The sequence below is a fragment of the Pantoea rodasii genome, assembly GCF_002095465.1.
GTDB classification, from domain to species: Bacteria; Pseudomonadota; Gammaproteobacteria; order Enterobacterales; family Enterobacteriaceae; genus Pantoea; species Pantoea rodasii.
Genome location: NZ_MLFP01000013.1, coordinates 25,751 through 51,202 on the forward strand (window position 1 = coordinate 25,751; position 25,452 = coordinate 51,202).

General features: G+C 52.9%; 16 protein-coding genes and 6 pseudogenes. 8 read left to right on the top strand and 14 right to left on the bottom strand.

What is annotated here, in order from left to right; genetic code table 11:
• The first annotated feature begins 13 nt into the window (after window positions 1–13).
• A complete protein-coding gene (locus tag HA45_RS16130) occupies window positions 14–1,408 on the top strand; it encodes a glycoside hydrolase family 1 protein (RefSeq protein WP_100704141.1) in 1,395 nt (464 codons plus the stop codon).
• 31 nt (window positions 1,409–1,439) lie between these two features.
• Here HA45_RS16130 and licT read toward each other — a convergent pair.
• Window positions 1,440–2,302: pseudogene (licT, locus tag HA45_RS16135) on the bottom strand (BglG family transcription antiterminator LicT).
• Window positions 2,303–2,640: 338 nt separating this feature from the next.
• Between licT and fliD the strand changes: the two are divergent.
• The 4 genes from fliD to HA45_RS16155 all read left to right on the top strand — a co-directional run bounded on the left by fliD (window position 2,641) and on the right by HA45_RS16155 (window position 5,493).
• Window positions 2,641–4,053: a flagellar filament capping protein FliD gene (fliD, locus tag HA45_RS16140; RefSeq protein WP_100704139.1), complete on the top strand. Its 1,413-nt coding sequence runs from the start codon at window positions 2,641–2,643 to the stop codon at window positions 4,051–4,053.
• 156 nt (window positions 4,054–4,209) lie between these two features.
• The gene (locus HA45_RS16145) at window positions 4,210–4,821 is read left to right on the top strand and encodes an ATP-dependent Clp protease proteolytic subunit (RefSeq protein WP_100704138.1); all 612 of its coding nucleotides are present in this window, start codon (window positions 4,210–4,212) and stop codon (window positions 4,819–4,821) included.
• 25 nt (window positions 4,822–4,846) lie between these two features.
• The gene (locus tag HA45_RS16150) at window positions 4,847–5,161 is read left to right on the top strand and encodes an ArsR/SmtB family transcription factor (RefSeq protein WP_100704137.1); all 315 of its coding nucleotides are present in this window, start codon (window positions 4,847–4,849) and stop codon (window positions 5,159–5,161) included.
• Window positions 5,158–5,493 (top strand): SRPBCC family protein, encoded by a 336-nt coding sequence (locus HA45_RS16155; RefSeq protein WP_100704136.1) that lies wholly within the window; start codon window positions 5,158–5,160, stop codon window positions 5,491–5,493. Before HA45_RS16150 ends, HA45_RS16155 begins: the two co-directional genes overlap by 4 nt.
• Window positions 5,494–5,568: 75 nt before the next feature.
• Here the strand turns inward: HA45_RS16155 and HA45_RS29080 are convergent, their stop codons facing one another.
• From HA45_RS29080 to HA45_RS16165, 3 genes are all read right to left on the bottom strand, one after another.
• Window positions 5,569–6,297 (bottom strand): MFS transporter, encoded by a 729-nt coding sequence (locus tag HA45_RS29080; RefSeq protein ID WP_366557346.1) that lies wholly within the window; start codon window positions 6,295–6,297, stop codon window positions 5,569–5,571.
• Window positions 6,294–6,764, bottom strand: coding sequence for an MFS transporter (locus HA45_RS29085; protein WP_366557347.1), 471 nt, complete (start codon window positions 6,762–6,764; stop codon window positions 6,294–6,296). The genes HA45_RS29080 and HA45_RS29085 overlap by 4 nt, the downstream gene beginning before the upstream one ends.
• Window positions 6,765–6,840: 76 nt before the next feature.
• Window positions 6,841–8,478, bottom strand: a complete 1,638-nt coding sequence (locus HA45_RS16165) for a methyl-accepting chemotaxis protein (RefSeq protein WP_100704134.1) — start codon at window positions 8,476–8,478, stop codon at window positions 6,841–6,843.
• Between the two features lie 393 nt (window positions 8,479–8,871).
• Here HA45_RS16165 and HA45_RS16170 point away from each other — a divergent pair.
• Together HA45_RS16170 and HA45_RS16175 are read left to right on the top strand one after the other, a co-directional pair.
• Window positions 8,872–9,174: pseudogene (locus tag HA45_RS16170) on the top strand (type II toxin-antitoxin system RelE/ParE family toxin); the annotation flags it as partial.
• Entirely contained in the window at window positions 9,146–9,484 is a 339-nt protein-coding gene (locus HA45_RS16175) for a helix-turn-helix domain-containing protein (RefSeq protein WP_240629298.1), read from the top strand. The pseudogene HA45_RS16170 and the gene HA45_RS16175, both read left to right, overlap by 29 nt.
• Window positions 9,485–9,517: 33 nt before the next feature.
• Here the strand turns inward: HA45_RS16175 and glgX are convergent.
• From glgX to HA45_RS16225, 10 genes and pseudogenes are all read right to left on the bottom strand, one after another.
• A pseudogene (gene glgX / locus HA45_RS16180) lies at window positions 9,518–11,592 on the bottom strand (glycogen debranching protein GlgX).
• A gap of 38 nt (window positions 11,593–11,630) precedes the next feature.
• Complete coding sequence (treY, locus tag HA45_RS16185) at window positions 11,631–14,126, bottom strand: malto-oligosyltrehalose synthase (RefSeq protein ID WP_100704130.1); 2,496 nt, start codon at window positions 14,124–14,126, stop codon at window positions 11,631–11,633.
• Complete coding sequence (treZ, locus tag HA45_RS16190; RefSeq protein WP_100704129.1) at window positions 14,123–15,907, bottom strand: malto-oligosyltrehalose trehalohydrolase; 1,785 nt, start codon at window positions 15,905–15,907, stop codon at window positions 14,123–14,125. Before treZ ends, treY begins: the two co-directional genes overlap by 4 nt.
• Before the next feature lie 290 nt (window positions 15,908–16,197).
• The gene (gene proP / locus HA45_RS16195) at window positions 16,198–17,637 is read right to left on the bottom strand and encodes a glycine betaine/L-proline transporter ProP (RefSeq protein ID WP_100704128.1); all 1,440 of its coding nucleotides are present in this window, start codon (window positions 17,635–17,637) and stop codon (window positions 16,198–16,200) included.
• A gap of 391 nt (window positions 17,638–18,028) precedes the next feature.
• The gene (locus HA45_RS16200; protein WP_100704127.1) at window positions 18,029–19,141 is read right to left on the bottom strand and encodes a M20 family metallopeptidase; all 1,113 of its coding nucleotides are present in this window, start codon (window positions 19,139–19,141) and stop codon (window positions 18,029–18,031) included.
• 1 nt (window position 19,142) lies between these two features.
• Complete coding sequence (locus tag HA45_RS16205) at window positions 19,143–19,898, bottom strand: glutamine amidotransferase (RefSeq protein ID WP_100704126.1); 756 nt, start codon at window positions 19,896–19,898, stop codon at window positions 19,143–19,145.
• A gap of 13 nt (window positions 19,899–19,911) precedes the next feature.
• Window positions 19,912–20,990: pseudogene (locus HA45_RS16210) on the bottom strand (phosphotriesterase family protein).
• Window positions 20,991–20,993: 3 nt separating this feature from the next.
• Window positions 20,994–21,995 (bottom strand): ABC transporter permease, encoded by a 1,002-nt coding sequence (locus HA45_RS16215; protein ID WP_162288451.1) that lies wholly within the window; start codon window positions 21,993–21,995, stop codon window positions 20,994–20,996.
• An 18-nt stretch (window positions 21,996–22,013) separates the two neighbouring features.
• On the bottom strand, window positions 22,014–22,760 hold the full coding sequence (locus HA45_RS16220; RefSeq protein WP_162288452.1) for an ATP-binding cassette domain-containing protein: 747 nt from the start codon (window positions 22,758–22,760) through the stop codon (window positions 22,014–22,016).
• 359 nt (window positions 22,761–23,119) lie between these two features.
• Window positions 23,120–24,144: pseudogene (locus HA45_RS16225) on the bottom strand (LacI family DNA-binding transcriptional regulator).
• Window positions 24,145–24,497: 353 nt separating this feature from the next.
• Here HA45_RS16225 and HA45_RS16230 point away from each other — a divergent pair.
• Window positions 24,498–25,447, top strand: a pseudogene (locus HA45_RS16230) (ABC transporter substrate-binding protein).
• Window positions 25,448–25,452 lie beyond the last annotated feature (5 nt).

Genomic DNA, 25,452 nt, shown 5'->3' on the forward strand with positions numbered 1-25,452 from the left:
AAGGAGCAAGCAAATGACCACACGTTTCCCGGACGCATTTTTATGGGGCGGCGCCGTCGCTGCCAATCAGGTTGAGGGCGCATGGCAGGAAGGCGGCAAAGGGCTGTCGACCTCGGATCTGCAACCCAAAGGCATTTTTGGCGCACGCGTTGAACGCAGCGGCGATGATTTTGGCATCAAAGATACCGCGATCGACTTCTATCATCGCTTCCCGGAAGACATTAAACTGTTCGCTGAAATGGGCTTCACCGTGCTGCGCACCTCGATTGCCTGGACGCGTATTTTCCCGCAGGGTGATGAAGCGGAGCCAAACGAAGCGGGGCTGGCCTTTTACGATCGCCTGTTTGATGAGATGGCAAAGTACAACATCACGCCGCTGGTCACGCTGTCGCATTACGAGATGCCTTACGGCTTAATCAATCAATACGGTGGCTGGGGTAATCGCATCACCATTGATTGTTTCGAACGCTATGCCCGTGCCGTGTTCACCCGCTTCCAGCATAAAGTGAAGCTGTGGCTAACCTTCAATGAAATCAATATGTCGCTGCACGCGCCGTTTACCGGCGTCGGCTTGCCAGAAGAGAGCGATCAACAAGCGATCTATCAGGCGATTCATCATCAGCTGGTGGCGAGCGGACGTGCCGTGAAGGCATGTCATGAAATCGTGAAGGACGGCAAGATCGGTAACATGCTGCTCGGCGCGCTGCTTTATCCGCTCAGCTGCCGTCCGGCCGATGTGCTGGAAACGCTGCAGCAGAATCGCGAGTGGTTATTCTTCGGCGATGTGCAGGTGCGCGGTGCTTATCCGGCCTACATGAAACGCTTTTTCGCCGATCGCGGCATCACCGTCACCATCACTGATGAAGACAAACGCGACCTGCAAAATACCGTGGATTACATCTCCTTCAGCTACTACATGACCGGCTGCGTTACCACCAATGAAGAAGAGAACCAGAAAGCGCAGGGCAATATCTTGTCGATGGTGCCCAATCCGCATCTCGCCAGCTCGGAATGGGGTTGGCAGATTGATCCGGAAGGCCTGCGCATCCTGCTTAATATCTTGTATGACCGCTATCAGAAGCCGTTGTTTATCGTTGAAAATGGTCTGGGCGCCAAAGATGTAGTCGAGGCCGACGGCAGCATCAATGATGACTACCGCATTCAGTATCTGAATGACCATTTAGTGCAGGTGCGCGAAGCGATTGAAGATGGTGTGGATGTGATGGGCTACACCTGCTGGGGACCGATTGACCTGGTCAGCGCCTCTAAAGCAGAGTTCTCGAAGCGTTACGGTTTCATTCACGTCGATCGCGATGACGCGGGCAACGGCACGCTGGAGCGTTCACGTAAAAAGAGCTTCTTCTGGTATCAGGACGTGATTCGCAGCCACGGTGCAGCATTGAAGTAAACGATGTTACCGGGCGCCGTCGCGCCCGGTTTTAAGCCTCGTCCGCATCTTCCTGCAACGCCAGCGTCTCTTTACGCACTCGCTCAATATGAATGGTCAGAAACATGCGCTCTTCAGTGGAAAGGGCATAAAGGTATTTTTGTTGGATGTGGTTGTCGATCTTCACGGCGCATTGATAGGCAATCGGGTATTTATCGCGCACCACATCATGCAATGACTCATCTTCACTGCACACGCCGCGCTTGCCCAGCATGCGTTGCGCAAAAATTTCAGATGGTTGACGAAGCGGTTATAGCTCAGGCTGTCGGTGCGGTAATCCAGCTGCAACCGATACTTCACGATATGCAAAATCTCCTGCATAAATTGCGTCACGTGTGACACATCAGCAAAGTCACTGCCCAGCTGCGCGTTAACCAAATGCAGGGCGATAAAGCCCGCTTCATCCTCAGGCAACACCACACCCAAGCGATGGTGGATTAATGCCAGTGCCTCAATGCCCAGCGCAAACTCTTTCGGGTAGAGCGTTTTGATTTCCCACTTCAGCACGTTGCGAATCGGGATGCCTTGCTGGTGGCGTTCAATCGCAAAATGACAGTGATCGCACAAAGCAATCGAGAGGCTTTCGTGCAGCGGTTGTCCCAGCTGTTGACGCGCGTTGGCGATGATCAGCTCGCTGGTGGTGATCACCTCCAGCGGAATATCAGACAGCAGTTCGCTTAAACGCCCGGTCAGGGTGTCACTTTGCAGAGCGAAGACTTTCTCAATTTGCTGCGCATCCAGTTCATCACCTGCGCGTTTTTGAAAAGCCAGCCCGCGACCCATTACGACCTGTTCTTTGCCGTTCTCGCCCAGCACCACCACGACATTGTTATTGAGGATCTTCGCGATTTTCATTTTTATCTGCCCTGAAAAGAAAAAACCTGACCCACCGGGAGGGCGGCGTGTCAGGTTTTGCCTGCGTAGAACGCAGTAACAATCTGGCTGGATCATAAGCCGCTCAGCGATTCCGACAAGCATACTGACAGTTAAATGTGAGACGCGTCATGTTTTATTGCGAAGCAGCGGGATGATTCAAAAGTAAGGAAAATAGCCTTAACACCGCGTCTGCACTGATGTTGTGCAAAGTGTAAGGCCTTGCGTAAGGATAACGTAAAGAAATGATCAGGTTTTCTTAAAGGTTTGCCTTAAGTCGCCGATAGTACCGTAACGTCAAAATAACAGGAGTTACGTACATGGCCGGGATTTCAACATTAGGTGTGGGTTCAGGATTGGGTTTGAGCACCATTTTGGACAAGCTGACCGCTGCGGAAAAACAGTCGCTGGCACCGATTTCGAAGCAGCAGTCCGCCGCAACGGCGAAGCTTTCTGCTTACGGCACACTTAAAACCGCGATTCAGGCTTTTCAGACCGCTAACACCAAACTAAAAGATGCGGGGTTGTATACCGCAACCAGCACCACTTCCAGTTCCAGCGCATTCAGCGCCGATTCTAACGGCAGCGCGCTGGCGGGCAAATACACCATCAGTGTGGATCATTTAGCGCAATCACAAACGCTGACCAGCTTGCCTAAGGCGGATGTCAAAGCAGCGATGGGCGATGGCAGTGACTCGCGCATCCTGAAATTTGTCACGGCAGATGGCAAAGAGAAGAGCATCACGCTGACTAAAGATCAGACCTCGCTCTCGGCTTTACGTGACACCATCAACAAATCCAACGTGGGCATCAGCGCCAGCCTGATTAAGGTATCCAGCAGCGAGTTTCGCTTGTCACTGACTTCAACCGCCACCGGAACTGAACATGCAGTGAAATCGTTAAGCATTACTGGCGATGACACGCTGCACGGGTTTATTGGGTTCGATGCCGCAGATGCTGCCAACAGTGGCATGACGCAGAGTGTGGAGGCGCAGAATGCCAGCCTGACCGTTAACAATGTCGCGATTGAAAGCAGCAGCAATACCATCACCGATGCGGTGGAAGGCATCACGCTGAAGTTGAATGACAAAACCAGCGGTAATCAGACCCTGTCGGTCAGCAGTGACACCGGCAAGGCAAAAACTGCCATCACCGAATGGGTCAATGCTTATAACTCGCTGCAGGACACCATCGGCACCTTAACCAAATACACGGCGGTGGATGCAGGCAAAGATCAGGACAGCAAAAACGGTGCACTGTTGGGCGATGGCACGCTGCGCAACATTCAAACCCAGCTGAAAAGCATTCTGGCTAACTCTTCAGGTTCTTCCGTATACAAAACGCTGAGCCAGGCGGGCATTACCACCGATCCCAATGACGGTAAACTGAAGCTGGATGCTGATAAGCTGACCAGCGCGCTGCAGGTCCGACCGGATGCGGTGCGTGACATGTTTTCCGGTGATGGCAAGAAAACCGGGGTGACCACGGTGTTAGACACCACCTTTACGGCTTTCCTGAGCAGTAAAGGGGTGATTCAGGGAGCGACCGACAGCATCAGTAAAAAACTGAATCAGCTGACCGATCAGTACAACACCACCAGTAAACGCATTGATGACAAGATCGCGCGTTACAAAACGCAGTTCACCAATCTGGATAAAGTGGTCAGCGTGTTAAACAACACCAGTACCTATCTCACCCAGCAATTCGAGAGCACCAACAGCAGCAAGAAATAATTTTCCCGACAAATGAGAGTCAGGGCACATTGGTAGTGCCCTGATGAAGACGTATGGTAAACCACAAAATTTTTTGATTATTTTGATAATTGCTCGCCCAACAAATAAGTGACTGCTAATGTATGTGGGTTCCTATCCTATTTGCGGAGTGATCCCATGCGCTACCATGACACCGAATCTTCTCAGCCGCCTTCTGCTGCGCCACTTAACCCATCTTTGATGGAACATCTGCTCAACGCCCGCAAAATCTTCATCACCGGCACCGTGGATGAAAAAATGGCTAAAGAAGTGGTGCAGCATCTGCATATTCTTGCAGCGATCAACAATCAACCCATCACAATCTTCATCAACTCTCCCGGCGGTCATGCGGAATCGGGCGATATGATTTTTGATGCTATACGCTTTATCACACCCGAAGTGATCATGATTGGCTCAGGCTGTGTGGCCAGCGCAGGGGCGTTGATTTTCGCCGCCGCCAACAAGGCTCATCGTTACGCGTTGCCCAACACCCGTTTCTTGCTGCATCAGCCGTCCGGCGGAATGCAAGGCCCCGCCAGCAATATGCAAATTTACAGCAACGAAATCGTGCGCATGAAAAATCGCCTTAATCACATCTTCGCGGATGCCACCGGGCAGGCGATTGAGAGAATTGAGCAAGATACTCAGCGTGATTTCTGGTTGAGTGCGGAGCAGGCAGTGGAATACGGTTTGGTATCGAAAGTGATCGTCACCGAGCAAGACATCGCCTCACATTATCTTGCTGCTTAAATAAGCCAGTGCTAATGTCATCAGCATGATTGAAAACGCGATATTCAAAGCTCTGGCGGATCCGACCCGCCGAGCCATATTTGAAAAATTGTCGGTGGGGCGCATGAACGCAACATCACTGCGAGACGGCATGGAGATCAGCCAGTCGGCGATGTCTCAGCATCTTGCCGTATTGCGCGGCGCGGGTTTGGTGCGGGAAGAGCGGCAAGGGCGCTTTGTTAACTATGAAGTCGACCCGGTAGGTATGACGCTTCTGGTTAACTGGTTAGCTAAATATCGTGCCTTCTGGCCGACGAGAATAGATGCGCTAAACAATTTGCTGAAGGAGATGGATCAATGAGTGGAGTCGATAAATCCAACCAGCTCGTGCAAGAGTATCGACTGGATGCGCCGCTGGAGAAAGTGTGGCGCGCTATCAGTATTGCGGAATACCGTGAAGTTTGGCTGCCCAACGCAGCATTAGCGGATGGGCAACCCGTTGCCTGCGAGCCCGGTAAATCGATTCGTTATCGGTTGCGTGATGACGCGCCACCCTATCTGGAAAGTGATGTGACTTTTCTCGTCAAACCGGATGAGGTGGGTGGCACTCTGTTAACCATCGTGCATCGCATCAATGATCCGCACTTGCTCGCCGCTAACGATGAACACGGTCCATTGATGCTGGCGGCATAGCGTCGGTTTATCTTAATCCTTTCGACGTGCCAGAGGCGCTCACCTGTAAAGAAGGCGGCCCTAAGGCCGCCATCTTTATACGGATTGGTCGGCCTTATTCAAATTTCGAGATCCCGCAGCCCCCGCGCAGAACAGCGCCAGCAGCACCATGACCAGCACTGGCAGCATCGCCATGCGCAGCCCCGCGTGTTCGCCGATAAAGCCCAACCCTGGCGGACCGACGAGAAACGCCAGATAGCCGAGGGTGGCCGCGATGGTCACACGAATTGCGCTGTTTTTGCCATCGCCAGCCGCCGACACGGTGAGCGGGAAACCCAGTGATGCGCCCACGCCCCAGAACAGCACGGCCGCCGCCGCTAACCACTGATTATTGGAGAAAATCACCATCGATAAGCCCAATGCGGCCGAAAACGCGCTGGCGCGCAGTACCCAAACGCGGCCAATGCGATCAACGACATAGCCGCCGAGGAAACGACCCACGGTCATGCCCGCCGTGAATCCTGCGTACACCAGCGTGCTCTGTGTGTGGTTGAGGTTATGACCATCGATCATCAATAGCGGCAGCCAGTCGTTGGCGGATCCTTCAGCCAGTGCCATCGCCAAAATGACCACGCCAAGGATCAGCAGCTGGCGATCGCGCAGTTCGCGTCCGACCTGCGCGAGAAAGCCGCCGCTGTGCGCCTGTTCATGGCGCTCGCTGTCGCTGGTGGCGGGTAGATGGCGTAATGCGGTGGATATGATGAGCACGTTCACCACCACCACAAGGGCGAAATGCCATGTGATGCTGATATCTGCTGCGGTCATGGCGAGCCTGATAGCGCGCCAATCAGCGTGCCAAAACTAAAGAAGCCGTGAATGGTGGTCATGATCGATTTGCCAATCAGGCGCTCAAACGCCGCACCTTCGACATTTATCACTACATCAATTAGCGCGGTGCCGCCGCCGAGCAGCACCAGGCTGGCGAATACGCCGTAAGCGTTATGCAGCAGTAAGGCGTTCAACATCACAGCGATTCCGGCCAACAGCAGGATAAAACCGTAGCGCATTACGCGACTGGTCCCAAAGTGGGTAATCAGTTTCCCTGCCAGCAGCACACATAACATTGAGCCACAGGAAAAGCCGAACAGGATCATGCCCATCATTTCCGTGGAAGCATGCAGAATATCGCGCATGTAAGGCGTGCGGCTTACCCAAGAAGCCCAGGTGAAACCAGGCAGAAACATCAGGCCGTAAATCGCCCATTTACCGCGAAGCTGTTGCTGAAAATCCATATTTTTCCCCATCCATAAGTTAGCGGAAAGGGTAGCAGAAAGCCGTCCTGCACGCGCGGCGCAGGACGGTCAGGCATTAGAAACTTTGCCAGTCAGCGTCGTTGATTACCGTCAGACGCTGAGGTTTTGGTTGTTGCAGGGTTCGCAAGAGGGGCTGTGGCATATCAATGGCATCGCTGACATGGAATTTGCCGACCAGCTGATTCAGGTTACCTGCCTGCTCCTGCAGCGATTGTGACGCGGCAGCAGCCTCCTCAACTAATGCGGCGTTCTGTTGGGTGACATCATCCATCTGATTCACCGCCTGCTGAACCTGCCCGATGCCCTGACTTTGCTCCACGGCGGCAGCGGCAATCTCGCTCACCAGTTGACTCACCTGGTGAATGGCATCATTCATCACGTCCATATTGCGGCCCACATCGCCCGCTTGAGTGGCACCCGATTCAGTCAGACGATGTGATTCTTCAATCAACACCTTAATCTCACGCGCCGCGTTGCTTGAACGCTGTGACAAGCTACGCACTTCACCCGCAACCACCGCAAATCCTTTGCCGTGTTCGCCGGCGCGAGCCGCTTCAACGGCGGCATTCAAGGCCAGAATGTTGGTCTGGAAGGCAATACCTTCAATGATTGAGACAATCTCGGTGACTTTACGCGAGCTGCCACGAATCTCATCCATGGTCGAGATCATGGTGTTGAGCGAGGTTCCATTCTTCTCCGACAGTGAACTGGCATTGGCGGCCAGTTGGCTCGCCTGTCGCGTGTTGTCGGCCGTTTGACGCACGGTCTCACTGAGTTGAGTCATGCTGGCGGCGGTTTGCTCCAGCGATGCCGCTTGCTGTTCGGTACGTGAAGAAAGGTCTTCGTTACCCGCTGAGATCTGCACCGAAGCGCTGCTCACGGACTGAGAGGCTTTACGCACCGAAGAGAGGGCTTCAGAGACGCGCTGCATCAGGAGATTAAATGAGTGTGCCATGTTGCCTACTTCATCGCGGCGGCTCTCGTCAGCGCTCACCGTCAGATCGAGGTTCTCACTGGCCGTCAGCATCACCTTGCCCACGGCGCTCAAGCTGCGACGAATGCGCATCACGGTAAACAGCGAGAAGAGGCCGAAGATCACCACAGTTGCCGCGACGCCAGCAATGGTCGCCCAGAAGACAAAATGGAAGGTGCTGCGATTGGTGGCGCGCAATGCATCGCCCGCGCTGATGTTGAGCGTCAGTTGAGTCTGGAAATCACCGATCATCTGGCGAATGGCCGCCCCAATACCATTGTTCCCTTCCAGCAAGCCGAGGCTCACTTCATTTTGGTGGGCACGCGATGCTGTGAGAAAAGCCGGTAACTGCGTCGCCACACGTTGAATGTTTTCGAGCGCGACAAGGGTTAGGCGCTTATCTTCTTCATTGGAGATATCGTTGGCCATGTAGTAATCGGTAAGCGACTTCAGTCCATTGATTTGCTCATCGATCTGTTTTTCCACGGCGGGCATGTTGCTGTCGTGAAGCTGACTTTGGTGTTGATACAACGTAATCGAGAGCTGATTGCTTTGGTCGAGCAGTTTACCGATATCCTTAATCGAGGGAATGGCATTGGTTTGCACAAATTCAAAACGGTCCTGAAATCCTGACAGCAGTGAGATGGCAAGCACCGCCTGCAAAATGATGGCGCCAAACAGCATGGAAAGGGTCAGCAAGAGACGCTGGGAGATGTTCATCTAATTATCCTTAATCTAAAAGCACCCTGGTTCAGGAAAAACAGGGAGTCGGGCAGATTAATAACCATCGGCAGAATGCGAGATTTAGTTAATTATTTTTTATCGAGGGGTGATGGCGATCAAATTGCTCATAGCGAAGTTGCAACATTTTTAGCCAATTTATTGATGTTAAGCAGTACCAGATAATTGTGTTGTGAGCTGGCCCCAGAAGTCTTTACAAGCTGATGTTGCCGAGGAGTCGTAATGGTTATGATAATAATCATTACGGGTTTATATTAAGGGCTAAGGAATGGCGATTTATGTTCATAAACGTTTTGATCGGAATTTTAAAAAGCTAGCCTTCATGATGATGACCTTTGCCACGCGGCCGCCGAGGTTGAAAGAGGAGAGTTTGAAGCTGACCTGGGCGGAGGTGTGATTAAAAAACGCTTAGCCCTGACAGCGGGTAAAAGTGGGGGAGTCCGGTCAGTGATTTTTTTCAAAAGGGGAAATACGCTGTTTTTTTATGATGGATGGTCCAAAGGCGGGATGAACAAGAAATGCGCTAAAGAGATAGAGGATGATGTTTTGGCGACGTATAAAATCCTTGCCAAAGGTTACTTGCAAGCAACGGCGGCAGATCTGTTACAACTAAAAAATAGAGGAACATTCAGAGAGGTGAACTGCGATGAAAACTACGCCAGCAACATTGAATGAGATGATTGAAGATGCAGAAGAACTGCGAGCATTAGGCTTACTCTCTAATGAGGATGTCGTACAGATTGCCACCCGTATCTCAGCCAGTGAGTATCGCCAGCGTGTGGCAGCTGTGCATGACATGACAGGCCTGGAAATCAAACTGATGCGCAAACAATATGGCCTAAGCCAGGCATTGCTGGCATATACCTTGGGTATGACGGTCGATAGTGTTTCAAAATGGGAGCGCGGAGAAATTAAACCCAGTGGCCCGGCGTTACGTATCCTCAATACGCTCGCTGCAAAAGGCCCTGACGCTTTTGCTGTTTAACAGGGAAACTGGAAACCAGTCTCCCTGTGAAGTTTAAGGCCTTCTAAACAGCGCCATACTGCGGCCTTCCAGTTCGAAATCCTTCTCTTTGGTGATCACCAAGCCTTTCTTAGCGGTATCGGAGGTGGTGAGTTCCAGCACCCAGCCACCTTCACCAAATTGCGGGATGCGGAAAGGCACGTTGCCTTCAAACGGATTAAACAGCATCAGCACGTCATGCCAGATGCCTTCTTCGGTTTGCAGATCGGAACGGCCGAGGTACACGCCAAGCGTGCTGCCATCATCCCATTGATCTTCCTGCTGGAAACCGCCACCGGCGTTAAACCATTTGATATCCATGCCGTCGCGCCAGTTTTCGCGACGTAACAAAGGCTGTGTTGCCCTCAACGTCAGCAAATGGCGTGTGAATTCCCGCAAAGCATCCGCGGATTCCGGCAGGTTTTCCCAGTGCAGCCAGGAGATTTCACTGTCCTGGCAGTAGCCGTTGTTATTGCCCATCTGGCTGCGGCCAAACTCATCGCCTGCCAACAGCATCGGGGTACCGTGTGAAAACAGCAGTGTGGCAAGGAAGTTACGCTTTTGCCGCTCGCGCACTGCGTTGATGCCTTCATCATCGGTTGGGCCTTCCGCGCCGTAATTATATGAGCGGTTATCGTTGTGGCCGTCATTATTATCTTCGCCATTTTCGTCGTTATGCTTCTCGTTATACGACACCAAATCGTTCAACGTGAAACCATCATGCGCGGTCAGGAAGTTAATGCTGGCCCATGGACGACGTCCGCGCTGATCGTAAAGGTCACCGGAACCGAGCAGGCGAGCGGCAAAATCTGTCGAGACGTTATCGCCTTTCCAGTATTCACGCACCGTATCGCGGTATTTGTCGTTCCACTCCGCCCAGCCAGGCGGGAAGCCGCCAACCTGATAGCCACCTGGTCCGATATCCCACGGCTCGCCAATCAGTTTTAATTTCGACAGTACCGGATCTTGCGTCATGGCATCAAAGAAACCACCGCGCTGGTCGAAGCCTTCTGGCTCACGGCCGAGAATGGTGCCCAAATCAAAACGAAAACCGTCGATATGCATCGATTCTGCCCAATAGCGCAGTGAATCCATCACCATCTGCAGCACGCGCGGATGGGATGTGTTGACGGTGTTACCGGTGCCGGTGTCATTGATGTAATAGCGATGCTGGTCGGGCAGCGTGCGGTAATAAGAGAAGTTATCGATGCCTTTGAAGGACAGCGTTGGACCCAGTTCGTTGCCTTCGGCGGTGTGGTTGTAGACCACATCCAGAATCACCTCGATGCCCGCATCATGGAAAGCGCGCACCATGTCACGGAAGCCCTGAATGCCACGCGGGCCAAAGTAGCGTGAGGCGGGAGCAAAAAATGCCAGTGAGTTATAACCCCAGAAGTTCTTCAGCCTCTGTCCAGCAGATGCTGATCGTCCGGGAACCAGTGCACCGGCAGCAGCTCAACCGAGGTGATGCCGAGACTTTTGATGTACTCAACGGTGGCTTTGTTGCTCATGCCATCGTAAGTACCGCGCATTTCAGGCGGTATAGCCGGGTTTAGCTGGCTAAAGCCTTTTACGTGCGTCTCATAGATCACTGTCTTTGACCAGGGAATCACGGGGCGATTGCGATCCTGCCAGTCAAATTCATTGGGATCGATCACCCGGCACTTTGGCGTAAACGGAGCACTGTCGCGTTCATCAAAGGTCAGATCTTTATCTTCATGAAGCAGGTCGTAAGCAAAGTGCGCATCATTCCACTCGATATTGCCCCGCAGTTCGCGAGCATAAGGATCGAGCAGCAGCTTGTTGGCATTAAAACGGTGTCCGTTTTCCGGCTCGAAAGGACCGTGGACGCGATAACCGTACAGTGCGCCAGGTTGCAGGCCCGGCACGTAGCCATGCCAGATTTCATGGGTATATTCCGGCAGATCAAACCGGGCAATTTCGTGCTGACCGGTTTCATCATACAGACACAACTCAACACGTTGCGCGTGGGCGGAGAACAGGGCAAAGTTCACGCCCTCACCATCATAGTTTGCGCCGAGCACCTGGCCCGAACCGGCGATTATTTCCAAAGGCTTACCGTTAGACATTCATTCCTCTCCATCCCATGAACAGAAATACAGCTTTATTAACTGGCAACGAGCACCAGTGGCGCATGATGCGATAGGTGATCCAATGAGAGTTGTTCGCTGAGCGGCAAGGTTTTCCCGCTCAGCAGGTCACGATAATGACGATGTGCCAACGATTCAGGCAGCAATAGCGAAGTTTGCGCCCAATCCAGTTTTTTCAATACCAGGCGGGGCAGCACCACAATCAGGATGGTGTCGCTGTCCTGGCGTGCATAGGCAATCACATGGTCGGCCTCGGCACCGCGGGCAAACAACGGTTGATAATCACCGAAGCGGAACAGTTGCGGTTTATCCAACCGCAGATGCAACAGGCGCGCGGTCACCTGCTGTTTTACTTTTCCGCTGAGCCAGTCAGAGACTTGGGCGAAGTCGGGAAGGGCGTCCGAATCGAGTTGCTGCTCCAGTTTGGCGAAGTCCGGTTCGCGACGGTTGTCGGGATCGACCAGGCTGAAATCCAATGCTTCACTGCCCTGATAAATATCCGGCATGCCTGGCGCGGTCAGTTTAATCACCGTCTGCGTCAGGCTATTGACCAGCCCGGCAGCCATAAAGGGTTGGATGCTACTGCTAAAGTCTGCGAGGAACGTTTGATTTTCTGGCGACAAGAGATGACGAGCATAATCCAGAACCGCCTTCTCATAGCTTTCGTCGCCATTGGCCCAATCGGTACGCAGTTTGGCTTCACGTAACGCTTTCTCAACGAAGGGGAGAAAACGTGTTTGCAATGCGTTTAATCCGCTGGCGTCAGTGGGCAACTGCGTGGTCGGCCACACCCCTGCCAGCGCCTGATACAGCATCCACTCCACTGCAGGTTCGGGCGCGGGGCCTTCACCAAGTTTGACCACGTTGCCCTGGTTGATCTCCCGCCAGCGGGTCACGTTTTCTGCCCAAAGTGCGGGGTCTTCACTCAGCGTATACAGCCGGGCACGGGCATCCTCCCCGCGTTTGGTATCATGGGTTGAAGTGGTGGATAGCGCATCGGGTTGGTTAAGCAATCGAGACTGCATTTCCTGGTGGAAGTGCGCAACCGAAAAAGGATGCGGCAACGGCTCGGCGCCAACCTCATTGATGGCTAAAAAGGCGTGATTGCGGAAGAACAGCGTATCCTCAACCGATTTTGCCATTAACGGGCCAGTGAGTTGCTGGAAGCGCGCGCGAAATTCCGCGGCCTGTTGTTCACTGTGTTCGGACACCGCGCCCAGCAATATCGCTTGCAGGAAACTCAGCGCACCGGGCGAAGCACTGAACTTCACCGCTTCCAGCACCTGTTGCAATAGTTCCTCACCTGCTAACGGCATACCCGCCGGTCGTCCGTAGGTACGATAGACCGGGAAGGCGATCAGCATTTCCCGTAGCGCAACATGCAGTTCTGCTTCGCCGAAATTGCGCTGCTCAGAACCCGCCACGCCGGTGGCCAGTGCCAGCAGGCGCGCGAATTCACCGGCGAAATTGCGATCGACCATCAGTTCGCGAGCAGCGCGTAGACCCGCACTGACGTCATTCCTTTCTTCGGTCAGCGCCTCATAGGCCAGATGCAGTGCATCGATCTGCGCATCGTCAATCAATGCGTGTGATAGCGCTGCGATGAACTCGTAGCCGGTGGTGCCGGAAATCGGCCATTCAGGCGGGATCGGCTCACCTTCCGCCAAAATCTTCTCCACCGTGATATAGCAATCTTCGCCTGCGGCCTGACGTAAACGCTGGAGATAGCCTTGTGGATCGGCCAGGCCATCGACATGATCAACACGCAATCCACTCACCGCTCCGCTGTGTACCAACTCCAGAATCAGCGCGTGTGAAGCGTCAAACACCGCTTGATCTTCAACTCGCACGCCGACCAGACCCGTGATTTCAAAGAAGCGGCGATAAGAGAGTTCGCGCCGTGCGTCGCGCCAGTTAATCAACTCCCAGTGCTGCTGCTGATGCAAATCGGCTATCTCCGCCGAATCCTCTATCGCCAGCACCTCATCGGCGCGCCCTTGCCAGCTGGCAGGATGCAGCGGATAGAAGCTGTCGTAATAGGCCAGTGCCGGATGACCGGTTTGCGGATGCGGTTTGACACTTATCTCGCCGTTTTCGAGCACGCGATCAAAATCATCGCCAAGGAACGGTAACGTCAGGCGACGCGACCAGTCGATATCGAAATAGCGCGCGTAGGCGCTGTCCTCGCCGTGTTCGATCACATCTCGCCACCAGGCATTTTCCAGCGATGCGGCCATATGATTCGGCACGATATCGAGGATCAAACCCAGATTAGCCTGCTGCAATGCAGCTGACAGTCGGTCGAATCCTGCTCGTCCACCCAAAGCCGGATCGATCTCATTGGCATCGGTAACATCATATCCGTGCGTGGAATCGCGGGTGGCGATGAAGATGGGCGAAGCATACAAATGGCTGATGCCAAGCCGTTGCAAGTAAGGCAGCAGTGCAATCGCGCGATCAAACGTCATGCCGTTGCGGAACTGAATGCGGTATGTCGCTGAAGGAATCGTCATGCGTTTTCTCCCTGTTTCAGCCGCACCACTATCGTATGCTGCTGCAATACATCGCTTTCCTGCGGCCAGGCAAAGATCGTTTCGCCCGCCAGGGTGGGTAAAGGTTGTGCCTGCTTATTGATATTCAGCGCCAGTGACAGTTCGCCTTGGGGGAAGTGCCAACTCACCGCGATGAACCCTTTGCCGGTTTTCAGCACCTGGCCATTGTGGCGGCCCGCCGTGGCGAGCAGCGGCACAATATAACGCTGGCGCAGTTGCAGCAGTTGTTGTGTCAGCGCCAGCCAGTTTTTGCCTTCTTCACTGTCCGGTTTGCTCCAGTCGAGTTTTGATCGGCTGAAGGTCTCTTCTGCGTTGGGATCGGGCACGCTGTCATCATGTCCTGCATGACCGGTAAATTCTCGCGCACGGCCTTCACGCACCGCTTTAGCCAGATCGCCGTGGAAATCAGTGAAGAACAGGAACGGGTTGGTTTCACCAAACTCTTCGCCCATAAACAACAACGGGATGTGCGGCGACAACAAAAGCATGGCCAGCAAGACTTTGGTGCTATCGGCACCGGCCAGCGAAATCAAACGTTCGCCCTGGGCGCGGTTGCCAACCTGATCGTGATTCTGAATGAAATCGACAAAGGCTTCCGGCGGCTGAGCGGCACTGGGCACGCCACGGCGCTGACCACTTTGCGGTGAGATTTCCCCCTGATAGGCGAAGCCTTCCGTGAGAATGCGCGCAATCAGTTTTTCCGGCACTTCGGCGAAATCCTGGTAATAAGCGTGCGTTTCACCGGTGGCAAATACATGGATCGCGTTGTGGAAATCATCGTTCCATTCGCCGGTAAACAGCGGCGCATTGCCCTGTTTGTCACGCGGATGCAGGAAGGTGACATTGCGGCTATCTTCGGTGGTGAGATGGATCGGCCGGTCAGTGATGTCACGGCGGATGCGCTCGGCAATTTCAATCAACGCATGTTTGCTGGAAGTGTCTTCTATCTGATCGATCGCATCGAATCGCAGGCCATCGAGGTGATATTCCTGCAACCAGTACAGTGGCACTTCTACGATGTATCGGCGCGCAGCATCTACGTCATAAGCGATACCGGCACCCCATGGCGTCATGCGATCTTTATGGAAGAAATCTGGAGCCAGCAGCGGCAGATAATTGCCTTCAGGGCCAAAATGATTCAGCACAATGTCGAGGACAACAGACAGACCGTGCGCATGTGCGGCATTGACAAACGCTTTGAAATCATCAGGTGATCCGTACGCTGAATGCGGTGCATACAGCAGCACACCGTCATAACCCCAACCGCGATCGCCACCAAATTGCGCCACCGGCAGCACTTCAATCATGGTGATGCCAAGGCTGCTTAAAAACGGCAATTTGGCTATCGCCGCCTGGAAGGTGCCTTCAGGTGTAAAAGTGCCGATGTGCAGTTCGTACACCACCGTTTCTTGCCATGCGCGGCCACGCCAGTCGGTGTGCTGCCACGCGTAATGGTGGGGATCGAACACCAGCGAAGGGCCATTCACCTCGGATTGTTGCGCACGAGACGCGGGATCGGGCACTGCGGTGCCATCGGCGAGCAGATACTGGTAAGGCGTACCGTGCGGAACATCGCGAATTTGCCGTTCAAACCAACCATCAGATGTGGCTGTCATGGCATGCTCAGCCTCGGCGAGTTGCAGGGTAATCTGTTGCTGACCAGGTGCCCACAGGCGAAACAGCACGCTGCCATCCGCCCTCATCTCAGCACCCCAGGATTTCTCAAATGATCTGAATTCCATTCAATTGCCTCGTTTGGCCCACGCAAGGGCAATGGACGACATCAAGCGGTTCACGTTCCGTTAAAAGATGTTTGGCTGAGTACGGTTTACTTTGGGACGGCACGAAAGGACTGAGAACAAATCATAGTCCATATTTTGCGCTTTTCTGGCGCATGCAAAAGGAAATCAGGTGGCTTTCGGAAATTACCGGAGCCTGACGCTTCGGTTATCTGTGCGGCAGGAAGAGAGGGGATGAAGAGTGCAGGGGCACACCGTGGTGAGCCCCTGTGATCATGACGCCTGTTGTGTCTTTACGCTGTTTTTTGCTGCTGGGTTTTACGGCTACGCTGCTTGCGCAGTTTATCGATCAATTTGTGCGCTTCCGCCTTGGTGGCGACAGCCGGTGACGAACCTTTTAGCGGCTTGCGCGCCGTTTCGCTCAGTGTGAGCACGGTAAGCAAACCCACGATTCCAGCCCCCATCATGTAATACGCGGGCATCATTGCGTTGTGCGTGGTGTCAACCAGCCATGCGGTAATCAACGGCGTCGTACCGCCAAACAGTGAAACGGACAAATTAAAACCAATCGCTAATGCACTGTAGCGGATGTCGGTCACAAACAGCGCAGGTAACGTGGCGGGCATGGTGCCGCTGAAGCAGGTATGCAGTAAACCTAATACCGCAAGTCCGGCAAATACCAGCATCATATTGCCAGATCCAATTAACATATAGCTTGGAATAGCCAGCAATATTAAACCCAGCGCACCCAATCCAATCACCGGCTTACGACCAATACGGTCGGTTAAATGGCCCCACATCAACGTCAATGGCATCATAATAAACATAATCACCATCACTAGCATCAGTCCGGATAATTCACTCATCCCCAGCACGCCGGTTAAATAACTGGGCATATAGGCGGTTAACATGTAGTTGGACACATTAAATAACAGCACCAGGCCAATACATTTCATCAGCGGTTTGCTTTGTACGCGCAGCATCTGTAATAAGCCTAACTGAGGCTTATTGTGTTCCAGCTCTTCACGCTTATCCATGTGCTCTTTAAAGGCCGGCGTTTCTTCCAGCTTCAGACGAATATAAAGTCCGAATAAGCCCAAAGGAGCAGCAAGGAAGAACGGGATGCGCCAGCCCCAATCCATCATCGATTGATGCGGCAGTACCGCAATCATCCCGGTGACCAGACTGGCACCCAGCAGATAACCCGCCAGCGTACCGAATTCCAGGAAGCTGCCCATGAAACCACGGCGCTTATCGGTGGAGTATTCGGCAATAAAGGTGGCTGCGCCGCCATATTCGCCACCGGTGGAGAAGCCCTGCAGCAAGCGAGCGGCCAGCAACAGGATCGGTGCCGCAATACCAATGCTGGCGTAACTCGGGATCAGGCCGATACAGAAGGTGCCGATCGACATCATGATCATGGTGAAGGCCAGCACTTTCTGCCGACCAAAGCGATCCCCCAAGGGGCCAAAGACCATGCCGCCAATAGGACGGACTAAAAACGCCGCCGCAAAAGTACCGAAAGAGGCGATTAATTGCGCGGTATTACTGGCGCCGGGAAAAAACACCTGGCCAATAATCACGGCGAGATAGCTATATACGCCAAAATCGAACCATTCCATGGTGTTGCCTAATGCAGCAGCACTCACGGCGCGTTTAAGTAATTTTTTATCGATAACCGTAATATCATCAACGGTTAAGTCTGATTGTTTAGAAATCGTTCCGGTGCTCATAAACCTCCATGAGTAAAAATAGAGCGATCTTATAGCTTTCGCAGCCGAATAATTCACCAATGGAAATGAAAGCTATAAGAGGCTGAAAGGCGGACACCTTAGGTAATCTTTTTAAGATGTGCAAGTTTGTGACATATATGGTTGCATTAAAGCGTAGCGATGAAGGGATATTCTGTCAAAGTGCATAGAATGCAATATAATTGATTGTGTTGTGGGTGGTGGTGGTGATTTAATCTTTCAACATATTATCCGGTGTCAGTGGATTAGCCAGTAAATTATGCTGTAAAGATTATTTGCATTAAACGATTCAACCCTCAATACCGTGGCCTGAAGCCACACAATATATTGCGTGGCAACAATTGGTCACATAAATATGAAAATGGTGGGTTGCTTACACCCAATCTTTAATCAGCTTTCCATAAAGTTGCTCAGCTTCAGCCAGGCGACTCAACAAACAATATTCATCGGTTTGATGCGCCATTGTGGGTTCACCGGGTCCAAGGATAATGCACGGTGGATTACCGAGTGCAGGCAACAATAGCGACGCATCGGTAAAGTAGGGTACCACTTTAGCTTCAAGTGGCTGTTCAAACAGCGGCTGGCAAGATTGGTATACCGATTTAATCCACTGGTTGGCTTCCGAACTCAGCACTGCGGGCAAATCCACTAGCGTGGTCACTGTGACTTCTTCCCCCAAAAGTTCAGTGAGCTGCTGCCGAATCGTGGCGTGTTGCAAATTTGGTGCACTGCGAATATCGACATCAAAGGCAGTACGGTCCGGCACGGAGTTAATGTTCAAGCCTCCCTGAATACGCCCAACATTTAATGTGGGCTGCTTCATCAAAGGATGCGGTGCACCGGGAGAAAAGTGGCGAATCTTCCCTAGCGCGTCTGCCGCCAGATAAATGGCATTAATACCCAGTTCTGGCATCGCGCCGTGTGCCGTTTTACCGCGCGTTTCACAGCGCAACCACAATGCGCCTTTATGGCCGATGACCGGATAGTTGGCCGTCGGCTCGCCGACAATCAAAGCGCCGATTTCAGGCAAGTTGCCCGCTGTTATCAACGCCCGTGCACCCTCACAGCCGGTTTCTTCTCCACTTGTAATCATCAACACCACGCCGCAACCTGCCTGAATTGCCGCTTCTTGCTCCACGCAGGCAATGGCGAAAGCGGCCACCGCGGCTTTCATATCACTGGCGCCACGCCCATACAGGCGATCGCCGTCGATATCGCGACCAAAAGGATCAAATTGCCAGGGCTGATTACCCAGCGGAACGGTATCAAGATGGCCGGTAAACGCGAGCGGTTTACCCGCGGAGGTTCCACCCATACTGGCAATCAGATTGACCCGACCCGCACCAAATTGCGTGAGCGTGATGTCGAAACCTTTCTCCGCCAGCCAGTCTGCCAGGTACTGCATACAGCCGACTTCATTACCAGGCGGATTGATGGTGTCAAAGCCCAGCAGTTGCTGGGCGAGTTCAAGCGACTTTGGTGGCATATCAGGCGCGCTCCGTCAGCCAATCGAGGCAATTCAGCCACAGTTGGCGATAGCCTTTCCATTGAGAAAACTCTTCCGGTAACCAATGCGCAGACATATCGCTGGTCCAAACCAACGACCGTCCTTGTTGATATTCTCTTACCGCCAGCAAAGGATGCGTCGTACCCGCTACGGTGGCGAGCAGTGTGCCTTCAGGCTGCATTTCCACCTCGTTATAGCCCAGCAACCAGGGCCAGTCGTCTGGAATACCGGTCAGTACTTTGTGTGACGCTGTCACTTCTGCATAGCTACCCTCCGGCGTTTCTATGCGGTCATCCCAGGCAAGGCAGCGTACCGGTAACACTTTTTCTACCAGCGTATTACGATAACGAGCGCCGCCATTGATGCCCTGGAAACTGTAATAGCCGCCAATCATCATTAAGGCTCCACCTGCAGCCACGTAATCATGAATCAACTTAAGACGGTTGGGCGTACGACGGCTTTTCATCCACGTATCCGGATGTAAAAGCAAAGTATTAGCGCCAATATCGGAGAGGATAATCACATCCCACTGCTGTAATGCCTCAAGTTCCAGAGGAAACTCAGTGGCGGCTGCATGGGCGGGCATATGGGTAATCGCATAATCACTCTCTTGCAGTGCCGCCATAAAATCCACTGCGCCGCTATGCCACGTAGCGGTGGCAAACTGATCAAAGCCTTTCACATGGGTTGAGGTACTGGTCCAGGATTCTCCCACCAGTAGTACTTTCTTCTGCATGACACGTCTCCGTTTATCCGCCAAATACGCGCTGCGGATTGCCAATCATTAAGGTTTCGAGTTGTTCGCCACTGACACCGTGACGTTTAAGGCGTGGGACGAAATGTTTGAGGATATAGCCGTAACCGTGGCCGCCGTAGCGCGTCAGCATGGTTTTCAGGAACACATCCTGCGACATCAAAATCTGCTGAATATAACCATCCTCAATCAGTTCGCAGATGGCGCGCGCATTCTCTTCATCGGATGGCGATTGGGCGGATTCGTCGGCGTAGTAATAGCTCATGCCGATCATGTCGTACTCCAGAAATACGCCGCGTTCAGCCAGTTCTCGCTGGTAGGGTTTATCAGAAAAACTCGGGTTCATATGGCACAGCACGGTATGACGCAGATCGGCGCCTTCGTGTTCAAGAATATCCAGCACCTTGTGGCCAAGCCGCTCCCAGCCAGGTAAGTGCACCTGAATGGGGACGCCGGTGGCTGCGCTGGCGCGACCGGCAGCACGCAGTGACTTCTCTTCATCGGGGTGAAGCGACTGGAAATACCGATTTCGCCGATCAAACCGGCAATGACGTCAGGTTTTTCATCTGCTCCACCGAGATCATAGATGAGCTTGTCAGTCAGCTGCTCAACGCTGATGCTTTTGACCCATTCGGGATGTGAAGGCTCCAGGTAAAGTCCGGTGCCCATCACGATGTTTAAACCGGTTAAACGCGCAATTCGCTGCAACCCTTTGGGATCGCGTCCGATACCGATGTTAGTGGGGTCCACCACCGTTTCACCACCCAGTGCGCGGTATTTCATTAATTCTTCGATGGCGGTGTCAGTATCAAACAACTGACAATTATCACGACTCATCAACGGGTTCATCGACAGCTCGCCGAGGTTCTCCATCTTGACCGGCATCTCGGCTATATGGCGATCGCTACAACAGCAGGGGGCGACCCACTTACCGGAGGCATCTAACAGGATGTGCTCATGCATTAATGTCACACCCATCTCTGACACAGGTAGCGGACCGAGCACGGTCATGACATGCCCGCTGCTCACCCCTAAAGGAAGTGGGTCGGCATGACGGAAAATTGATCCTTTCATCAGCTATCCTTTTGCCGTTGCGCGGGTTGGGTTGAGAATGCGGGTGTTGAGCCAAATGGCGAGCAGGATGATGGTGCCAGTCGCAATTTGGGTATAAAACGGAGAAATATGCGACAAGATCAGGCCGTTTTGAATCACCGCAATCGATAAAGCTCCCAATAGGGTGCCGATAATGGTGCCAAATCCGCCAAACAAACTGGTGCTGCCGAGAACCACCGCCGCAATCACCTGCAATTCGAATCCTTCACCCTGATTGGACGATCCACTGCCGAGACGAGCAGTGATAATCATGCCCGCCATTGCGGCCGCCATGCCGCTGAGGATGTAGACCTTCATGGTCACTGCTTTGGTATTGATGCCGCTGCGGCGCGCGCCTTCTGCGTTGGCACCAATCGCCGTGACATAGCGACCAAAGCGCATGTGATTCAGCAGGATATGTCCGGCCAGCAGAATCACAATGCCGATCAGCGCAGGCATGGGAATGCCCAGTACCCAGGCGCGGCCCATAAAGGTGAACAGGCTGTCAGCGGGAACCGGGATCGAATAACCCTGGGTGACCAGCAGCGCAATGCCGCGCACCACAGCCAGCGTTGCCAGTGTGACAATAAAAGCGGGAATTCCTTCAAACGCGATAAAAAAGCCGTTAATGGCCCCGACCAAACCTCCCAGAAGCAGTCCACCGACCAACACCACCGGCCACGGCAGACCCCAGTTGTTTAGCGCAATCGCTGAAAGCGCGCCGACCAGTGCCAGTGTCGATCCTACAGACAAATCAATCCCGCCGGTGGTGATCACCAACGTCATTGCCGTCGCGACAATCAGCAGCGGGGCGCTTTGACGAATGATATTCAGCCAGTTGGTGCTGGAGAGAAAGTTACTGGTGATCAGCGAAAACACTACGCAGCAAAAGATAAAAAACAGCGCAATGCTCACCACACCAGAGTGGTTGTGCAACAGGCGGCGGGGCAGCGAGTGCTGGATCATGCGTGAACTGCTTAGATTCATGATACTCATCCTGTTTCCTCAGTGTGCTGCCGCTGAATGAGCAGTAAATTTTTCACCCACAATCAGGTTGACGATGTCGCTCAGGCTGGTATCTGCCACGCGCCGATCGGCCACGTTGGTGCCCTCATACATCACCATGATGCGGTCACACACCAGGAACAGATCCTGCAGACGATGGGTAATCAGAATCACGCTTACCCCGCGCGCTGAGACACGGCGAATCAGTTCCAGCACCGCCTCCACTTCTGCTACCGCCAATGCAGCGGTCGGCTCATCCATGATCAGCACTTTAGGTTCGAACGCGGCCGCGCGGGCAATGGCGATCGCCTGCCGCTGCCCCCCTGAAAGATTGCGCACCAGCAGGCGGGTATCGGGAATGGAGATCCCGAGGCCTTTCAACATTTCACGTGCTTGCGCATGCATTTTGGTTTGATCGAGAAAGGGAATGCCGAGCACGGATTTCATCGGCTCACGGCCCATGAACAAATTACCTGCCACATCAACGGTGTCGCACAGGGATAAATCCTGATAAACCATCTCTATATGGCAGCGGCGTGAATCGGCAGGGTTGCTGAAATGCTGCTGTTCCCCATCGATGCGAATCGAACCGCTGGTGGGGATCACCGCTCCGGACAGGACTTTGGTGAGTGTCGATTTACCGGCGCCGTTATCGCCAACCAAACCGAGCACTTCTCCTGGCGCAAGCTGAAGATTAACCCCGCGCAAAGAGCGAATCGAACCGTAGGTTTTGGTGATATTGACCATCTCGACCCGGGCTGGAAGAGCTTGTAATTGCTGCATTGGACAACTCCCATCAACGCTAGTGGGAAATATTTGTCCTGTTGGGAAAAGTGCGGATCCGGCACGATTTACCTTCTAGTAAACCGGTTTACCTACCAGATAAGACTTTTGTCAAAACCAACAGGACAAACGCTACAATGATATTTACTCGCCAGTTATGACATTGCAGCATCCATGCCAGCCTGCATGGCAGGCACTGTACTTTCGGCTAACTTGTTGTAAATCATCATGAGTTTCGTGATCATCAAGTAAACCGGTTTACTCACTATAACGCGATTAAAAAATTCAGCTCACTTTTTGCGCCATTGTTGTGCGCTTTTGCATCATTTTGGGACACTGTTAACAAATCCAATCGAATCACGACCAATCCATTCCACCGGCAAGCGCGTTTCCATCGGGATATCGGTTTCGTCATTGAGCAGGCGCAGCATAATACTCACCGCCGTGTGTCCCAGCTCGCGGGCGGGTTGGCGGATAGTGGAAATGCGGGGATGCGTGAGATCGGTGTAGTTGGCATCATCGAAACCCACTAATGAGAGTGCAGCCGGCGCTTGTAAGCCGTTGGCCCGTAAGCCATCAAGTAAACCCAGCACCAAATAATCACTGGCGGCGAATACGGCGGTAGGGCGCTGCGGGCAGCTGAAAAGATGGTTGAGTGCTTGTTGACCAAATTCGCGCGCATAGTTGCCATACATCACCCATTCAGGGGGAATGGCTAATCCTGCCTGTTGCATCGCAGTGCAAAACCTTGATAGCGCTCGCGGACGCTCATCAACTGTTCCGGCCCGCCGATAAAGGCGATCCGCGTGTGTCCGGCAGCAATCAGTTGTTCGGTTGCCATGCGCCCACCTTGCACGTTGTCGGCAAACACTTTGGGCACCGTGCTGCCGGGAATATCTTCATCCAGCAATACCACATGATGCTGACGCTGAATTTCATTGCGTAACACGCCGTTGTCGGGACGGTTAGTGGTAAACAGCAAGCCGTCAACCTGACGCGTATCCAGCCAGCGGATAAACTGCGCCTCCTTTTCCGGATTATTACGCGTGATGCAAAGCACCAGACTGTACCCTCGCGCCGAGGCGGCTTCTTCGGCCGCATCAGCCAGTTCAGCAAAGAACGGGTTGGTGATATCTGGCAACACCAGTCCTAAGGTTTCACTGCCGCCTTTGCTCAGACGACGCGCCAGACTGTTGCCACGATAATCAAGGGTGCGAATGGCGCTTTCGATTCGATCAATGGTCTCCTGAGGCAGCACAATACTGTGATTCATGTAGCGTGATACCGTGGCTTTTGACAGGCCTGCCAGTTTCGCGACATCCGATAACAACACGCGTTTTGTACTCATGAATTTCGCCCTCAATCCCCAGGTGGCCTATCTGTAACACAGTTAAGCGTAACTGATACAGCGCTTTCCTTTTTCACGAGCGGATAAATAAACGCTTGACAAAAAAATCGGCTGGGCGAATTGTATAAACCGTTTACCGCAGTACCGGGAATAACTTCCCAGCCTGATTCACACTATTTCACCCCGTACTCCCAGCGGATGGGATACCGAACTAGTTGAACCCGGTGGCATGAAAAAACATGGCCTTAACGCTGTGTTCTGCTTTATTTCATCGATATTTGCCAGCCAAAATAACCTCTCAGCGTGATAGCGCTGTGAAACGCTGATTATTATTTATTCCCGACGAGGAACACATGATGTCATCTTTCACCGGAAAACTGCGTTCAATAGTTTTGGCCACTGCAATACTTTCATCAGGTTCGCTTTTTACATTAGCCCAGGCCGCGCCCACTTATGCCTTAGTACAAATAAATCAACAGGCGCTGTTTTTAACCTGATGAATCAAGGGGCTCAGGAAGCCGCTAAAGCCAGTGGTAAAGAACTGGTGATTTATAACGCCAACGATAATCCCGTGGCGCAAAACGATGCCATTGAAAACTATATTCAACAGGGCGTGAAAGGCATTTTAGTCGATGCCATCGACGTTAACGGCATTATGCCGGCAATTAAAGAAGCTGCTGCGGCGAAAATCCCGGTGATTGCGATTGATGCCGTATTACCGGCAGGTCCGCAAGCGTCGCAGGTTGGAGTGGATAATCTTGAAGGCGGTAAAATCCTCGGTAAATATTTTGTCGATTACGTAGCAAAAGAGATGGGGGGTAAAGCGCGATTAGGCATTGTCGGTGCGCTGAACTCAGCGATTCAAAACCAGCGTCAGAAAGGGTTTGAGGACACCATCAAAAGTAACAGCAAAATCACCGTGGCTGACGTAGTGGATGGTCAGAATATCCAGGATAACGCGATGACAGCCGCAGAAAACCTGATCACCGGTAATCCGGACCTCACCGCGATTTACGCTACCGGCGAACCGGCGCTGCTCGGTGCCATTGCAGCGGTGGAAAACCAGGGGCGCCAGAAGGATATCAAGGTGTTTGGTTGGGATCTGACAGCAAAAGCCATCAGCGGGATTGACGGCGGTTATGTGACGGCGGTGCTGCAACAGGATCCGAAGAAAATGGGCGAAGAGGCGCTGAAAGCACTTAACACCATTACCGAAGGAAAAACCGTCAACAAAACAATTTTGGTGCCGGCCACCGTGGTGACCAAAGCGAACGTAGATACCTATCGTCCGCTGTTTAAGTAATTACG

Excerpts from the sequence above, each read along its gene's own strand:
- HA45_RS29080 (WP_366557346.1), bottom strand. The coding sequence starts at position 6,297 with ATGACCGCAGCAGATATCAGCATCACATGGCATTTCGCCCTTGTGGTG.
- HA45_RS16150 (WP_100704137.1), top strand. The coding sequence starts at position 4,847 with ATGATTGAAAACGCGATATTCAAAGCTCTGGCGGATCCGACCCGCCGA.
- HA45_RS16165 (WP_100704134.1), bottom strand. The coding sequence starts at position 8,478 with ATGAACATCTCCCAGCGTCTCTTGCTGACCCTTTCCATGCTGTTTGGC.
- HA45_RS16205 (WP_100704126.1), bottom strand. The coding sequence starts at position 19,898 with ATGCAGAAGAAAGTACTACTGGTGGGAGAATCCTGGACCAGTACCTCA.
- HA45_RS16130 (WP_100704141.1), top strand. The coding sequence starts at position 14 with ATGACCACACGTTTCCCGGACGCATTTTTATGGGGCGGCGCCGTCGCT.
- HA45_RS29085 (WP_366557347.1), bottom strand. The coding sequence starts at position 6,764 with ATGGATTTTCAGCAACAGCTTCGCGGTAAATGGGCGATTTACGGCCTG.
- treZ (WP_100704129.1), bottom strand. The coding sequence starts at position 15,907 with ATGGAATTCAGATCATTTGAGAAATCCTGGGGTGCTGAGATGAGGGCG.
- HA45_RS16145 (WP_100704138.1), top strand. The coding sequence starts at position 4,210 with ATGCGCTACCATGACACCGAATCTTCTCAGCCGCCTTCTGCTGCGCCA.
- HA45_RS16220 (WP_162288452.1), bottom strand. The coding sequence starts at position 22,760 with ATGGTCAATATCACCAAAACCTACGGTTCGATTCGCTCTTTGCGCGGG.
- HA45_RS16200 (WP_100704127.1), bottom strand. The coding sequence starts at position 19,141 with ATGCCACCAAAGTCGCTTGAACTCGCCCAGCAACTGCTGGGCTTTGAC.
- fliD (WP_100704139.1), top strand. The coding sequence starts at position 2,641 with ATGGCCGGGATTTCAACATTAGGTGTGGGTTCAGGATTGGGTTTGAGC.
- HA45_RS16215 (WP_162288451.1), bottom strand. The coding sequence starts at position 21,995 with ATGAATCTAAGCAGTTCACGCATGATCCAGCACTCGCTGCCCCGCCGC.
- proP (WP_100704128.1), bottom strand. The coding sequence starts at position 17,637 with ATGAGCACCGGAACGATTTCTAAACAATCAGACTTAACCGTTGATGAT.
- HA45_RS16155 (WP_100704136.1), top strand. The coding sequence starts at position 5,158 with ATGAGTGGAGTCGATAAATCCAACCAGCTCGTGCAAGAGTATCGACTG.
- treY (WP_100704130.1), bottom strand. The coding sequence starts at position 14,126 with ATGACGATTCCTTCAGCGACATACCGCATTCAGTTCCGCAACGGCATG.
- HA45_RS16175 (WP_240629298.1), top strand. The coding sequence starts at position 9,146 with ATGAAAACTACGCCAGCAACATTGAATGAGATGATTGAAGATGCAGAA.